Consider the following 12,755-nt stretch of genomic DNA (forward strand, 5'->3'; position numbering starts at 1 on the left):
AAATAACCATAGCAATGACAGCGGCTGATACCGATAACTGAAGGATGGCGATAATTACGGCGTTTTCATCCAAGGAATGGGGTGATTTTGATAAAAGTCACCATTGCCAAGCACTAAAACAAACCAGTTTGACTTGCATCAAGCCTGAATTTTTTTCATAGAGCAAAATCGTGCCCAGCAAATCTATCCCTAAGGAGGCAGATGTGGATATTATCAAGACCGATGTCGCCATCATCGGTGCTGGTGGCGGTGGCCTGCGTGCCGCAATCGCCATAGCAGAAGCCCACCCGGAGCTGGAGATCGCCCTGATCTCCAAGGTCTACCCGATGCGCAGCCACACCGTGGCCGCAGAGGGCGGTGCCGCCGGTGTCGTCCGTGATGATGACTCCCTCGAAAACCACTTCAACGACACCGTATCCGGTGGCGACTGGTTGTGTGAGCAGGACGTGGTCGACTACTTCGTCAACAATGCCACCAACGAGATGATCCAGCTGGAGCACTGGGGTTGCCCCTGGAGCCGCAAGCCGGACGGCAAGGCCAACGTGCGTCGTTTCGGCGGGATGAAGATCCCCCGCACCTGGTTCGCGGCAGACAAATCCGGTTTCCACATTCTGCACACCCTGTTCCAGACCTCCATCAAGTACCCGACCATCAAGCGCTTTGACGAGCACTTCTGCATGGATCTCATCGTGGAAGATGGTCGCGTCCAGGGCGTGTTGACCTTCGACATCCAGAACGGCATCACCCGCTTCATCCAAGCCAAATCCGTCATTCTGGCCACCGGTGGCGCCGGCCGTGTCTATCGCTACAACACCAACGGCGGCATCGTCACCGGTGACGGCATGGCGCTGGCCTACCGCCACGGCGTGCCGCTGCGCGACATGGAGTTCGTACAGTACCACCCGACCGGTCTGCCGGGCACCGGCATCCTGATGACCGAAGGTTGTCGTGGTGAAGGCGGCATCCTGCTCAACAAGGATGGCTACCGCTACCTGCAAGACTACGGTCTGGGCCCGGAAACCCCGGTCGGCCAGCCGAAGAACAAGCACATGGAGCTGGGCCCGCGCGACCGTCTCTCCCAGGCCTTCTGGCAGGAGCAGCAAAAAGGCCGCGTGATCCAGGGCCCGATGGGCGATGTGGTTCACCTCGACCTGCGCCACCTCGGCGAGAAGTACCTGAAAGAGCGTCTGCCCTTCATCTGCGAACTGGCCAAGGCCTACGTGGGTGTGGATCCGGTGAAAGAGCCGATCCCGGTCCGTCCGACTGCCCACTACACCATGGGCGGCATCGAGACCAACGGTCAGTGCGCCACCCGCATGCCGGGTCTGTACGCCCTGGGCGAGTGTGCCTCGGTCGGTCTGCACGGCGCCAACCGTCTGGGTTCCAACTCTCTGTCCGAGATCGTGGTATTCGGCAAGGTAGCTGGCGAGCACGCCGGTGAGTTTGCCAAGACCCAGCAACACGGCAACACCCAGGCGCTGGCCGCCAAGGCCGAGGCGCTGATCAAGCAGCACCTCTCCCTGCTCGATATCGATGGCACCGAAAACCCGGCCGATATCCGCAACGAGTTGGGCATGTCCATGGAAGCCGGGGTCGGTATCTACCGTACCGAAGAGCTGATGCAGGGCACCATCGACAAGATCAACGAGCTGAAAGCCCGTTACAAGAAGATCAAGATCAACGACAAGTCCTCGGTCTTCAACACCGACCTGCTGTACGCCATCGAACTGGGCTACATGCTGGATGTGGCCGAAGCCATGGCGCACTCCGCCCTCAACCGGAAAGAGTCCCGCGGTTCGCACCAGCGTCTGGACGGTTACGAAGAGCGTGATGACGTGAACTTCCTCAAGCACACTCTCTCCTTCTACAACGGTGAAGGGGCCCCGACCATCGATTACTCCGATGTGAAGATCACTAAATCCCAACCGGCGAAACGCGTATACGGTTCCGAGGGTGAGAAACAAGACGAGGCTAAGAAGAATGGCTGAGATGATCGAAATTGAAATCCTGCGCTACCGTCCCGAGCAGGATAATGAGCCCTGGATGCAGACCTTCCAGGTGCCCTACCTCAAAGAGATGTCCCTGCTGGATGCGCTGCAATACATCAAGGATCATCTGGACTCTACCCTGAGCTTCCGCTGGTCCTGCCGGATGGCGATCTGCGGCTCCTGCGGCATGATGGTCAACGGCATTCCCAAGCTGGGTTGCAAGACCTTCCTGCGCGACTACCTGCCGGGCAAGATGACCATAGAGCCGCTCAACAACTTCCCGATCGAGCGCGATCTGGTGGTCGACATGTCCGACTTCATCGAGAAGCTGGAGAGCATCAAGCCGTACATCATCCCGGCCGAGCCGCGCAGCCTGTGCGACGGCGAGTACACCCAGACGCCGGCTGACATGGCGAAGTATCACCAGTTCTCCATGTGCATCAACTGCGGTCTGTGCTACGCGGCCTGTCCGCAATATGGCATCAACAAGAAGTTCACCGGTCCGGCAGCACTGGCGCTGGCCTATCGCTACAACGCCGACAACCGCGACAGCGCGTCCAGAGAGCGGATGAAGATCATCAGCCAGGACGAGGGCGTCTGGGGTTGTACCTTCGTGGGCTACTGCTCCGAAGTGTGCCCGAAAGGCGTGGATCCGGCGGCGGCCATCCAGCTTGGCAAGGTCGAGAGCGCCAAGGACTACATGATCGCCATGTTCAAGCCAGATTGAGATCAGGAATGAGACCATGAACAACACCAATAGCAAACGTAAGCCTTACGTCCGCGAAATGAAGAAAGACTGGTGGCTGAAGAATGCCTTCTACACCGGTTACATGATCCGCGAAGGCACCAGCATCTTCGTCTCCATCTACGCCGTCGTGCTGATGTGGGGTCTGTTGCGGCTGGTACAGGGTCAGGAGGCGTTCAACGGCTGGCTGGAATCCCTGCAAAGCCCGATCGCCATCCTGTTCCATGTCATCGCCCTGGCAGCCTGCCTGTTCCACGCCAAGACCTGGTTCGCACTGGCCCCGAAAGCCATGCGCATCTTCCGTGGCGAAGACCTGGTGCCGGAGAAGCCGATCGTCATCGCCCAGTATGTGGCGCTGGCGGTGGTATCCCTGCTTGTCCTGATCATCGTGGCCTGAGGAGAAAACCATGAGACGTTCTGACGAACCCAGTTATTGGTGCCTGTTTGGTGCCGGGCTGTCACTCAGAAACGTTGGCCACGATCTCTCAATCATGATTTGAGGAAAAAATATGAGACGTTCTGACGAGCCTATATACTGGGGACTGTTTGGTGCCGGTGGCATGGTGGTTGCCATGCTGCTGCCGGTCATTGTCCTCATCACCGGTCTGCTGGTGCCCATGGGCATCATGGACGTGGAGACCATGAGCTACGAACGCGCACTCGAGTTCGCCAGCTCCTGGTGGGGTGCCTGCATCCTGCTGGTGATCATCGCCCTGCCCATCTGGCACGGCATGCACCGCATCTACCACGGCCTGCATGATCTGGGGATCCACACCACCAAGCTGCACCACTATGTGTTCTATGGCTTCGCCTTCCTGGTGTCCGCCATCACTCTGGGTCTGCTGATGGTACTGGTATTCCAGTAAGCGCATCCTGACGCAATGACAAACCGGGCCAAGTGCCCGGTTTTTTTATGGCCCCTCGGCGGCTCAGACCGCAGCCCGATAGCGGGCATACTCCCTGGCTGTACCAAGGCACTCAGCAACGTTCAATGCCAACTGTCAGCTCCATCACCAGAGCGTCGGCGCCAGCTCACGGCCGTTTTCCGCGTAGTAGAGCGACGGCAGAAACTGCGCCAGATAGCTGAACTCGCTGTAGCAGTGGCGCATCAGGTTGAAGCCTACCTCGTCCGGCACCTCGTCAAACGGATTGGCGCAGGCCTTGCCCAGCAGGAAGCGGCTGCGCAGCACACAGCCATAGGAAGTATCGCGCGCCAGGTGCAGCATCTCGCCATCCAGCGGCGCCCCCTGCTCATCCAGCGCCACCTCGTCGCCAAAGCCGATACGGGCGCAGATGGCGGCAGAAAGAGCCTGCGTCTCCCGCGCCTCCTGCAGCGCCTGCGACGCGAACACCTCTTCGGCGCCATGAAACTTGAGGCGGGCCGCCACCGGTGGCAGCTCGGCAAGCCACTCCACCGCCGCTATGCTGGCCCCCACGTAGCGCTCCCCTTTTTTCCAGTGATGATCCCAGCCCCGGTGCTCGACGTGGTCGTGCGGGTGCCACCACCTGATGTGCTGGGTCGTTTCGAAGAAGGTGAACCACCAATCTAGCATGCGCCCCTTGCAGCCGTGCAGATCGGTGCGGATGGCGACCGTCAGCAGGCCATCGGTGCTGCGGGTCAGGCCCATTTCCAGGCGCAGCGGCTGCGGCCTGAGCAACTCATTGATGTCATTGACGCCCCAGGGGGCAAACAGCGGGGAAGTATCCATGATGAGACTCCGATAAATTAGGAAACTAATTTCGTTTCCTAATTTAGGCTATGCCTGTATGCTTGGTCTGTCAATGCTTTCCAGGAGCCCATCATGTCACAGCAAACCGATGAAGAAACACGCTCACGAGGCCGCCCGCTTACCCCGGAAGCCGACCTGCGCGCCGCCCTGGCCGAGGCGACGCTGACCTTGTTGCTCAAGGGGGGCTACGGCGCCGCGACCGTGGATGCGGTGGCCAAGCAGGCGGGGGTTGCCAAGAAAACCCTCTACCGCTTTGCCGCCAACCGTGACGATCTGGTGGCGCAGGCGGTGCGCAGCTGGACCGATGCCTTTCAACCGGCCTTCGAGCAGGATGCAACCCATTCCGAGGCGCTGGGGGAGATGCTGGAGCAGGGCTTGCAGGCCATTGCCAGCCAGGTGTTGAGTGCACCGGCGGTGGGCATGTTCCGGCTGCTGCAGCATGAGTTCGCGGGGCGCGATGCCCTGCTGGCGGCCTATCAGGAGAACGGCATTGCGCGCGGCAGGGCGACCCTGGCGGCGTGGTTGCAGCGCCAGCAACAACTGGGCTGGCTGCGCGAGCTGGACACCGCCCAAACCAGCGATCTGTTGCTGGCGATGACCATGGCGGAGCCGCTGCGCCAGATGGCACTCGGCTTGCTGGCACCGGGCAGCGACATCCGCACGCGTATCGCCGCCGCCGTAGCCCTGGTCCTGCCCGGTCTGGTGCGAGAGTAAAGCCCCCTTGGCAAGGAGGCTGCGCCAGGGCAACAGGTGAGATGACATCCGAACGCAGAACCTGGCGAAGAGCCGCCAGGCCCCATCACCGCCATAAAAAACCGGGCGTCAGGCCCGGTTGTTGATGGTGCTCACTCTGTCGGCGGTAAAAAGCGGCGCATCACCTCGTCGCTGTAACCGCTGTCCTGAAACTCGATGAACACCTGATTGAGGCGGGTCACCAGCTCATAGGCTCGTGGCGATCCCTTGCTCACCAGCAGATAGAAGCCCTTGCGGCTGGGCAGGGCGAGGTTGAGCAGGCCGCTCTCGCTCTGGTAGATGCCAAGGCCGATGCCGCTCATCAGCGGTTCAATTTCGCTGGGCAAGAAGTCGCAGCGATCACGCCCCAGCATGTCCAGCGCCTGCTGCAGCTGCTTGACCCGGCGCGGCTCCAGCGCCAGTCCGTAAGGGGCATAGTTGTAGCCGATCACCCCGCACACCCGGGAACGATTGACCGTCTGCAGATCGGGCGCCTCGGGGAAGCGCCGCTTGAGGTAGAAAAATCCGAGGTGGGTGTAGTAGAGCGGCACGCTGTAGAAGGCATACTCCGCCCGCTCCGGCTTGTAGCTGGCATCCCAGGTCAGCTCACACAAGCGGTTCTGGCGATAATCGGCCAGCTCCTGCTGCACTCGCGCCCAGGGCAGATAACGGATCTTGTAGGGCAACCCGAGCTTTTTCAGGGCCTCGAGCACCTGGGTCGTGGCGGAGCCGGTGAGACGGCGGGTGTCGGGCACACCATCCTTGCGCTCCCAGTAGGTGAAGGGGGCCCACTCGTTGCCCTCCCCCAGACAGATCTGCACCTCGGGCTGGGCCGCCTCCACCAGCCCGGCCAAGCCCCATCCCAGCAGCAACAACATGGATCGCGTCATCGTCTCCCTCCTTCGCTTCCCTTGCAGCTTAGTTCAGGTGGGCGTGACGCTCCCCGTCAGGGTGCCTTCTCCTGCCACAGGGCCAGCAGGGGCGCGGGGATGGCGCCGTAGCGCAAGGTCGGGGTCTGGTGCCAGTCGGCCAGCCGCTGCAGCGCTTTGGCCAGATCCTGCGCCAGGGTCCGGGTCACCCTGACTCCCGCTTCCAGATAGAGGCTCTTTACCTCGAAGATCCCCTGCTGGCGATGGGCCTTGGCGTCCATCCTGCCCACCAGCTTGCCGCGATGCAGCAGCGGCAGCACGAAGTAGCCGTACTGGCGCTTGGGCGCCGGGGTGTAGCACTCGATGCGATAGTCGAACTGGAGCAGCTCGCTGGCCCGTTTGCGATCCCAGACCAGCGGATCAAACGGCGACAGCGCCGTGGTGTGGCTGGCCTTGAGAGTGCCGGACTGGGCCTGGGCCAGCTCATCTGCCAGCGAGGCGTGCACGAAGGCGCCGTGCTGCCACCCCTCCACCCGCACCGGCAGCAGCTCTCCCTCGTCCGCCAGCTGATGGAGCAGGGCGTCGTATTTGCCGCGCCGCAACCGATAGTAGTCGGCCACCCAGCCGGTCTTGACCAGCCCCAGCGCCCGGCAACTGGCCCGCACCATGTCTCTTTGTGCCTGTTCCAGGCTCGGCAGATCCCGCTCGTCGCGCCACTCGGGTATCACCCGCTCGGCCAGATCGTAAACTCGCTGGAAGTTGCGCCGCTCGCGCACCATCAGCTGGCCTGCGGTAAACAGCACCTCCAGGTGGCGCTTCTCCGGCTTCCAGTCCCACCAGCCGTTGCCCTTCCCCTCTTTGCGTTCAAAATCCGCCGCTCGCACCGGGCCGTGCTGGCGAATGCGCTCGATGATCTCGCCAATATCCTGTTGGTGGGTGGCGAGCCAGTTGGCCGAAAATTTCCAGCCCATGGCAGCGGGATCCAGCATGCGATGGCGCAGCAGCCGGTAATCCTCGCGCGGCACGAAGCAGGCCTCGTGCGCCCAGTATTCGAAGATCTGGCCATCGGCCAGCAACTGCTCCAGCCAGCGCGGATCGTACTGCCCCAGCCGGCTGAACAGCACCAGATAGGGGCTGCGGGCCACCACCGAGATGGTGTCTATCTGCAGCAGCGCCATGCGGCGGATGGTAGCCAGCAGGTCGACCGCGCGCGCCTTGCCGCGGCGCGGCGTCAGCAGGCCCTGGGCCGCCAGTTGCAGATGGCGGGCATCCTGCAGTGAAAGATGGGGAATCGACATGACGAACCACTCCTTGGTATCGGGGGACGGGCGGCTGGCGGCGCCAGGGGCTAAATGCAGGGAAACAGGCAAGCGGACCCCGCCAATCAGGCCATCAGCATGCCCAAGCCGCCGCCAAATGAAAATGCCCGGCTCAGAACCTGTTCACGATCTGTGACGAGAGGTCGTCAGCAAGGTAAAGAGCAGCGCAGGAACCAGAGTGTATATAAATACATGAGGATTCCGAGCAGCACATGAGCCTTGATCACGACCTCACAGTAAGAACATGAGCAGGTTCTCAGGGTTTGGTGATGACCGCCACATCCACGTGGGGAAACTCGACCTGCGCCTGCCAGCAGGCTGCCAGGGCCCGAAAGGAGGCCTCGGCGAAGAAGACGATGTGGGTCGGATCGTGGCGATAGCGCCACTGCCGAAAGCGCTCATCCCCCAGCACCCGCTGAGTCTGCAGCACCAGCAGGCCGCCGGGCTTGAGGCAGCCCCACAGCCTCTCCAGCACGGCGCGCGGGGTGGCGATGTGCTCGATCACCTCGGTACTGGTGATGAAGTCATACTGCTGCGCCAGCAGCTCGGGCTCATCGGCATAGAACTTGTCGTAACCCGCCATCTGGTAGCCCGCCTCGCGGCCCATGGCGATGAGCGCCGGGCCCGGGCCGCAGCCAAAATCGAGGCCGCTGGCCGGCGGAGGCAGGCGGCGCTGCACCTCGCCGAAGGCCCGCTGCAGAAACTGGCGATAGCGGGGATCATCCACCTGGTTGTCGTGGCCGTCATAGACCGCCTTCTCGCGCGCGGGATCCAGGTGCTCGGCCGCATCCAGCCAGACCAGCTCGCAGGCCCGGCAGCGATGGTACAGCTTGCCGGCCACCGGCAGCTCATAGGCATCGGCGACATAGCAGAGCGGGCAGGATAAGGGGGTCATGGCATCTCCTCTCGAAAGCGGGGCGGTCAAAAGTGGCCGCAGCTTGCCTGCCCGTCTGGCGGCTGACAAGGATTTTGTCCGGCTGCCCCACGATCGGGTCGCAGCTTTACCTCTCTTTTCAACCAGTTGCTTCGGTGTTAAGCAGATTTTTTACCTCTTAAGGGTTTCTTAAGTTTGCCCCTTTAGTCTGATGACAATCGACAAGAAGGAGCCATCCATGACCACTGAAATTCAAGCCCCCTATCGGCTGACGCTGGCCGATACCCCGCAACAGGTCATGGCACTGCAGGGTTACATCCAGGCCGCCTACAGCCAGGAGTTCAACGCCCGCATTCCCCATTTTCTGCCCTGCCTGCTCGGCCTCTACCGGGCCGACGGCCTGCTGGTCGGCGCCTGCGGTCTCAAGCTGGCCAGCAGCGAGCGCCTCTATCTGGAGCAGTATCTGGAGCAACCCATCGAGGCCGCCATCGAAACCCGGCTCGGCGCCCCCGCCCGGCGGGATCGCATCGTCGAGGTGGGCAACCTCGCCTGCAGCGAGCCCGGCAACGCCCGCCTGATGTTTGCGGCGCTCTGCCGCCTGCTGTGCGACAACGACCTCGACTACGTGGTGTTCACCGGCACCGCCAAACTGCGCAACAGCTTTCACCGCCTCCACCTCACCCCGGTCGAGCTGGCCCCCGCCCAGGCCGACAAGGTGGGTGACGACGCCAGCGCCTGGGGCGCCTATTACCACTGCCAGCCCAAGGTGATGGTCGGCGATCTCGGCCAGGGACGGCAGGCACTGGCCCAGGGCAGCCTGCTGCTCTCGCTGCTGGCGCCCATGCCGTCCCTGTTCAACTGCCCGCACCGGAGCGCCTTATGATGCTGTTTGACCAAATCGCCTACTTCGCCCGCCAGACGCCCCACAGCCCGGCCCTCGCCAGCAGCCAGCACAGCCTCAGTTACGAGGCGCTGTGGCAGCAGTTGCCGCCGCTGGCCGACCGCCTGCAGATGGCCGGGATCAGCCGGCTGGCGCTGCAGCTCGACAACGGCCTGCCCTGGGCGCTCATCGATCTCGCCTGCACCATGGCCGGCATCGTGGTGATCCCGATCCCCCACTTCTTCAGCCTGGAGCAGCAGGAGTGGCTGCTAGAGAGCAGCGGCGCCGACGCCCTGATCGGCCCCCACCATCCCGGTTGGCAGGCCAGCGATCCGCTGCAACTGGCGGTCGGCGAGCTGCCGCTGTGGCGCCGTACCCCTGCCCGGTTGCCGCCTCTGCCGGCCGGCACCGCCAAGATCACCTATACCTCCGGCACCACGGGTCAGCCCAAAGGCGTCTGCCTGTCGCTGACCCAGATGATGGCGGTCTGCGCCTCGCTGGCCGAGCGGGTCGCCCCGGCCAAGGTCGAGAAGCACCTGACCCTGCTGCCGCTCACCACCCTGCTGGAAAACCTGACCGGCCTCTACGTGCCGCTGCTCACCGGCGCCTGCAGCCGCATCCCTTCACTGGCGGAGCTCGGCTTTGCCGGCTCCAGCAAGCTGGACCCGGCCACCCTGGCCCAGGCCCTGCTGCGCTGGCCCACCCACAGTCTGGTGCTGGTGCCCGAGCTGCTGCGCCTGCTGCTGGCCCTGTGCAGCGCCAACCCGGCGCTGGCCGAGCAGCTGGCCGGCCTGCGCTTCGTCGCGGTGGGCGGCGGCAAGGTCTCGCCCGAGCTCATCAGCCGGGCCCGCAAGCTGGGGCTGCCGGTCTACGAGGGATACGGTCTGTCGGAGTGCGGCTCCGTCGTGGCGCTCAACGGTCCCGACGGCCACAGCCTGGGCAGCGTCGGCCAGCCACTGCCCCACTGCCGGGTATCGATCGCCGCCGACGGCGAGATCCTGGTGGAAGGGGCCGCCATGCTCGGCTATCTGGGCAGCGACGAACCGACGCCAGCACAGGTCGCCACCGGCGATCTGGGCCACCTGGATGATGAGGGCTATCTGCACATCACCGGGCGCAAGAAGAACGTCCAGATCACCGCCTTTGGCCGCAACTTCTCCCCCGAGTGGGTCGAGGCGGAAGCCCAGCTCTGCCCGGCCATCGCCCGCATCGTGATCTTCGGCGACGGCCAGCCGGCCAACGTCGCCCTGATCCAGACACTGCCAGGCGCCGACGCCCAGCTGGCCCAGCAGATCGAGCAGCTCAATCACCGCCTGCCCGACTATGCCCGCATCCATCACTGGCTGCCGGTGGCGCTGGATCAGCATCCGGAGCTGCTGACCGCCAACGGCCGCCCCCGTCGCGAGCGGATTTATCACCACTTTTCCCGGCAGATCAGCCAATGCCTTACAGGAGAGACCTCATGAGCTTCTATCAAGTGCTGCAACAAGCCACCGCCCCGGCCCGGGAGCATCTGTTCAACGCCCCCATCATAGAGGCGTGCCGCAAGGGGGAGATCTCCCGCGACATCTACCTGCGCTTCCTCTCCCAGGCCTTCTATCACGTGCGCCACACGGTGCCGCTCTTGATGGCCACCGGCGGCAAGCTGGGTCAGGAGTATGAGTGGGTGCGCGGCGCCATCGCCGAGTACATCGACGAGGAGTACGGCCATCAGGAGTGGATCCTGAGCGACATCCGCGCCTGTGGCGGCGATGCCGAGGCGGTGCGTCACGGCCAGCCCGAGCTGCCCATCGAGCTGATGGTGGCCTTCCTCTATGACCAGGTACAGCGCGGCAACCCCATGGGCTTCTTCGGCATGGTCCAGGTGCTGGAAGGCACCAGCGTCGCCATCGCCCTGACCGTGGCCGATCAGCTCAAGGCGGGTCTCGGCCTGCCCCCTCAGGCCATGAGCTACCTGAGCTCCCACGGCGCGCTGGATCAGGAGCACCTCAAGTTCTTCGAGTCCCTGATGAACCGGGTGGAGAGCCCGGCCGATCAGGCAGCCATCATTCACTCGGCCAAGGTGGTCTACCGCCTCTACGCCGACATGCTCTATCAACTGACGGAAAACCAGACATCATGAAGCTTGAAGGAAAACTCGTGCTGCTCACGGGCGCCAGCGGCGGGATCGGCGAAGCGCTGGCCCAGGAGCTGGCGGCCCAGGGGGCACACCTGTTGCTGCACGGACGCAGGGCCAGTGCGCTGGAGCGGCTGTGCAAGGAGCTGCCGCACCCGGAGCGCCACCAGACGGTGATCGCCGATCTGGGCTCGCCCCAGGAGCGGGCCAAACTGTTGCAGCACCCGGCGCTGGACGAGGGGCTGGACGTGCTGATCAACAACGCCGGCTGCAACCAGTTTGCCTGGCTGGAGGATCAGAGCAGCGAGCAGGTGGAGCGCCAGCTGCTGCTCAACGTCGAGGCGCCGATCCAGCTCACCCGCATGCTGCTGCCCCGCCTGCGCAAACCGGCGGTGATCATGAACGTCGGCTCCAGCTTCGGCGCCATCGGCTACGCCGGCTACAGCGTCTACTGCGCCAGCAAGTTCGCCCTGCGCGGCTTCAGCGAGGCGCTCGGCCGCGAGCTGGAGGGTACCGGCATCCAGGTGCTGCACTTTGCTCCCCGCGCCACCCGTACCCGCCTCAACTCGGAGGCGGCCTACGAGATGAATGCCGAGCTCGGCACCCACACCGACAGCCCGCAGGACGTGGCCGAGGAGGCCGTCATCGCCCTGTGCAACGAAACCCGCCGCAGCTGGCTCGGCTGGCCGGAGAAGCTGTTCGTGCGGCTCAACGGCCTGCTGCCCGGCCTGGTCGACCGGGCGCTGGCCAAGCAAAAACCCATCATAGAGCGCTATGCCCGCCACGCGGCGCCCGCTGCCGGCAATGCGGGACACACCACTTCCGTCATGACAGAGAAGGAACGTTAAGATGAAGCACGCCACTTTCCGCCCCCGTTTCACCCACGGCGCCCTCCTGCTGCTCATGCTGGGCTCGGGGATGGCCCAGGCCGCCGACGCCCTGCCCGTCATCCAGCAGCAGTGGGCCGTCTGTCAGTATCAGCAGACCGGCAAGGCCAAGGAGAGCTGCCTCGAACAGCTGAGCAGCCAGGCCGATCAGGCCAGCGCCAAGGAGGCCTTTCGCACCGACCTGCTGATCTGGTCGGCCATCGTCAAGAGCACCTGGGCCGGCGCCAAGGGCGGGCTGGGGGCGCTGGGTCTGGTCAAGGAGGCCAAGGCCAAGCTGGAGATCGCCCTCAAGCAGGATCCCAAGGCACTGGACGGCTCCGCCTATACCAGCCTGGGCTCGCTCTACTATCAGGTACCGGGCTGGCCGGTGGGCTTTGGCGATGACGAGAAGGCCGAGCAGCTGCTCAAACAGGCGCTGGCCATCAACCCGACCGGCATCGACCCCAACTTCTTCTACGGCGACTTCCTGCTGGATCAGGGTCGCAAGGCCGAAGCCAAGAGCTATCTGGAGAAGGCGCTGAGCGCCCCGCCCCGGCCGGGTCGCGAGCTGGCGGATCAGGGTCGACGCATCGAGATCCGCGATCGCCTCGACAAGCTGTAAACCCAAGTCGGCTC

The 12,755-nt window shown here is 63.7% G+C and carries 14 protein-coding genes; 10 read left to right on the forward strand and 4 right to left on the reverse strand.

Going from position 1 to position 12,755, the window contains the following annotated elements:
* Window positions 1-203 precede the first annotated feature (203 nt).
* From frdA to frdD, 4 genes are all read left to right on the forward strand, one after another.
* The gene (gene frdA / locus PG900_RS14065; protein ID WP_011706984.1) at window positions 204-1,988 is read left to right on the forward strand and encodes a fumarate reductase (quinol) flavoprotein subunit; all 1,785 of its coding nucleotides are present in this window, start codon (window positions 204-206) and stop codon (window positions 1,986-1,988) included.
* Window positions 1,981-2,715 (forward strand): succinate dehydrogenase/fumarate reductase iron-sulfur subunit, encoded by a 735-nt coding sequence (locus PG900_RS14070; RefSeq protein ID WP_011706985.1) that lies wholly within the window; start codon window positions 1,981-1,983, stop codon window positions 2,713-2,715. The genes frdA and PG900_RS14070 overlap by 8 nt, the downstream gene beginning before the upstream one ends.
* Before the next feature lie 16 nt (window positions 2,716-2,731).
* Complete coding sequence (locus PG900_RS14075; protein WP_005298336.1) at window positions 2,732-3,130, forward strand: fumarate reductase subunit C; 399 nt, start codon at window positions 2,732-2,734, stop codon at window positions 3,128-3,130.
* A 112-nt stretch (window positions 3,131-3,242) separates the two neighbouring features.
* Window positions 3,243-3,599, forward strand: coding sequence for a fumarate reductase subunit FrdD (gene frdD, locus PG900_RS14080; protein ID WP_011706986.1), 357 nt, complete (start codon window positions 3,243-3,245; stop codon window positions 3,597-3,599).
* A 144-nt stretch (window positions 3,600-3,743) separates the two neighbouring features.
* Here frdD and PG900_RS14085 read toward each other — a convergent pair whose 3' ends face one another.
* Complete coding sequence (locus PG900_RS14085; RefSeq protein WP_190283919.1) at window positions 3,744-4,442, reverse strand: DAPG hydrolase family protein; 699 nt, start codon at window positions 4,440-4,442, stop codon at window positions 3,744-3,746.
* 93 nt (window positions 4,443-4,535) lie between these two features.
* Between PG900_RS14085 and PG900_RS14090 the strand changes: the two genes are divergently transcribed.
* Entirely contained in the window at window positions 4,536-5,177 is a 642-nt protein-coding gene (locus PG900_RS14090; protein WP_270797810.1) for a TetR/AcrR family transcriptional regulator, read from the forward strand.
* 131 nt (window positions 5,178-5,308) lie between these two features.
* On the opposite strand, the gene PG900_RS14095 is transcribed toward PG900_RS14090, so the two are convergent.
* The 3 genes from PG900_RS14095 to PG900_RS14105 all read right to left on the reverse strand — a co-directional run bounded on the left by PG900_RS14095 (window position 5,309) and on the right by PG900_RS14105 (window position 8,278).
* On the reverse strand, window positions 5,309-6,085 hold the full coding sequence (locus PG900_RS14095; protein WP_017409219.1) for a substrate-binding periplasmic protein: 777 nt from the start codon (window positions 6,083-6,085) through the stop codon (window positions 5,309-5,311).
* Between the two features lie 56 nt (window positions 6,086-6,141).
* Complete coding sequence (locus tag PG900_RS14100) at window positions 6,142-7,362, reverse strand: winged helix-turn-helix domain-containing protein (RefSeq protein WP_270831652.1); 1,221 nt, start codon at window positions 7,360-7,362, stop codon at window positions 6,142-6,144.
* Between the two features lie 277 nt (window positions 7,363-7,639).
* Complete coding sequence (locus PG900_RS14105) at window positions 7,640-8,278, reverse strand: class I SAM-dependent methyltransferase (RefSeq protein WP_270797808.1); 639 nt, start codon at window positions 8,276-8,278, stop codon at window positions 7,640-7,642.
* A gap of 217 nt (window positions 8,279-8,495) precedes the next feature.
* Between PG900_RS14105 and PG900_RS14110 the strand changes: the two genes are divergently transcribed.
* The 5 genes from PG900_RS14110 to PG900_RS14130 are packed head-to-tail and all read left to right on the forward strand — an operon-like array spanning window position 8,496 to window position 12,741.
* Window positions 8,496-9,140, forward strand: a complete 645-nt coding sequence (locus PG900_RS14110; RefSeq protein WP_270797807.1) for a thermostable hemolysin — start codon at window positions 8,496-8,498, stop codon at window positions 9,138-9,140.
* Window positions 9,137-10,603, forward strand: coding sequence for an AMP-dependent synthetase/ligase (locus PG900_RS14115; protein WP_270797806.1), 1,467 nt, complete (start codon window positions 9,137-9,139; stop codon window positions 10,601-10,603). The genes PG900_RS14110 and PG900_RS14115 overlap by 4 nt, the downstream gene beginning before the upstream one ends.
* Window positions 10,600-11,259: a TenA family transcriptional regulator gene (locus tag PG900_RS14120; RefSeq protein WP_043121138.1), complete on the forward strand. Its 660-nt coding sequence runs from the start codon at window positions 10,600-10,602 to the stop codon at window positions 11,257-11,259. Before PG900_RS14115 ends, PG900_RS14120 begins: the two co-directional genes overlap by 4 nt.
* Window positions 11,256-12,101, forward strand: a complete 846-nt coding sequence (locus tag PG900_RS14125; protein ID WP_270797805.1) for an SDR family oxidoreductase — start codon at window positions 11,256-11,258, stop codon at window positions 12,099-12,101. The genes PG900_RS14120 and PG900_RS14125 overlap by 4 nt, the downstream gene beginning before the upstream one ends.
* Before the next feature lies 1 nt (window position 12,102).
* Window positions 12,103-12,741, forward strand: coding sequence for a tetratricopeptide repeat protein (locus PG900_RS14130; RefSeq protein WP_043165314.1), 639 nt, complete (start codon window positions 12,103-12,105; stop codon window positions 12,739-12,741).
* The last annotated feature ends 14 nt before the right edge of the window (window positions 12,742-12,755 follow it).

Source organism: Aeromonas sp. QDB03 (assembly GCF_027707985.1).
Classification (GTDB): domain Bacteria; phylum Pseudomonadota; class Gammaproteobacteria; order Enterobacterales; family Aeromonadaceae; genus Aeromonas; species Aeromonas hydrophila.

Excerpts from the sequence above, each read along its gene's own strand:
- frdD (WP_011706986.1), top strand. The coding sequence starts at position 3,243 with ATGAGACGTTCTGACGAGCCTATATACTGGGGACTGTTTGGTGCCGGT.
- PG900_RS14125 (WP_270797805.1), top strand. The coding sequence starts at position 11,256 with ATGAAGCTTGAAGGAAAACTCGTGCTGCTCACGGGCGCCAGCGGCGGG.
- PG900_RS14130 (WP_043165314.1), top strand. The coding sequence starts at position 12,103 with ATGAAGCACGCCACTTTCCGCCCCCGTTTCACCCACGGCGCCCTCCTG.
- PG900_RS14075 (WP_005298336.1), top strand. The coding sequence starts at position 2,732 with ATGAACAACACCAATAGCAAACGTAAGCCTTACGTCCGCGAAATGAAG.
- PG900_RS14110 (WP_270797807.1), top strand. The coding sequence starts at position 8,496 with ATGACCACTGAAATTCAAGCCCCCTATCGGCTGACGCTGGCCGATACC.
- PG900_RS14100 (WP_270831652.1), bottom strand. The coding sequence starts at position 7,362 with ATGTCGATTCCCCATCTTTCACTGCAGGATGCCCGCCATCTGCAACTG.
- PG900_RS14115 (WP_270797806.1), top strand. The coding sequence starts at position 9,137 with ATGATGCTGTTTGACCAAATCGCCTACTTCGCCCGCCAGACGCCCCAC.
- PG900_RS14070 (WP_011706985.1), top strand. The coding sequence starts at position 1,981 with ATGGCTGAGATGATCGAAATTGAAATCCTGCGCTACCGTCCCGAGCAG.
- PG900_RS14120 (WP_043121138.1), top strand. The coding sequence starts at position 10,600 with ATGAGCTTCTATCAAGTGCTGCAACAAGCCACCGCCCCGGCCCGGGAG.
- PG900_RS14095 (WP_017409219.1), bottom strand. The coding sequence starts at position 6,085 with ATGACGCGATCCATGTTGTTGCTGCTGGGATGGGGCTTGGCCGGGCTG.
- PG900_RS14085 (WP_190283919.1), bottom strand. The coding sequence starts at position 4,442 with ATGGATACTTCCCCGCTGTTTGCCCCCTGGGGCGTCAATGACATCAAT.
- PG900_RS14105 (WP_270797808.1), bottom strand. The coding sequence starts at position 8,278 with ATGACCCCCTTATCCTGCCCGCTCTGCTATGTCGCCGATGCCTATGAG.
- PG900_RS14090 (WP_270797810.1), top strand. The coding sequence starts at position 4,536 with ATGTCACAGCAAACCGATGAAGAAACACGCTCACGAGGCCGCCCGCTT.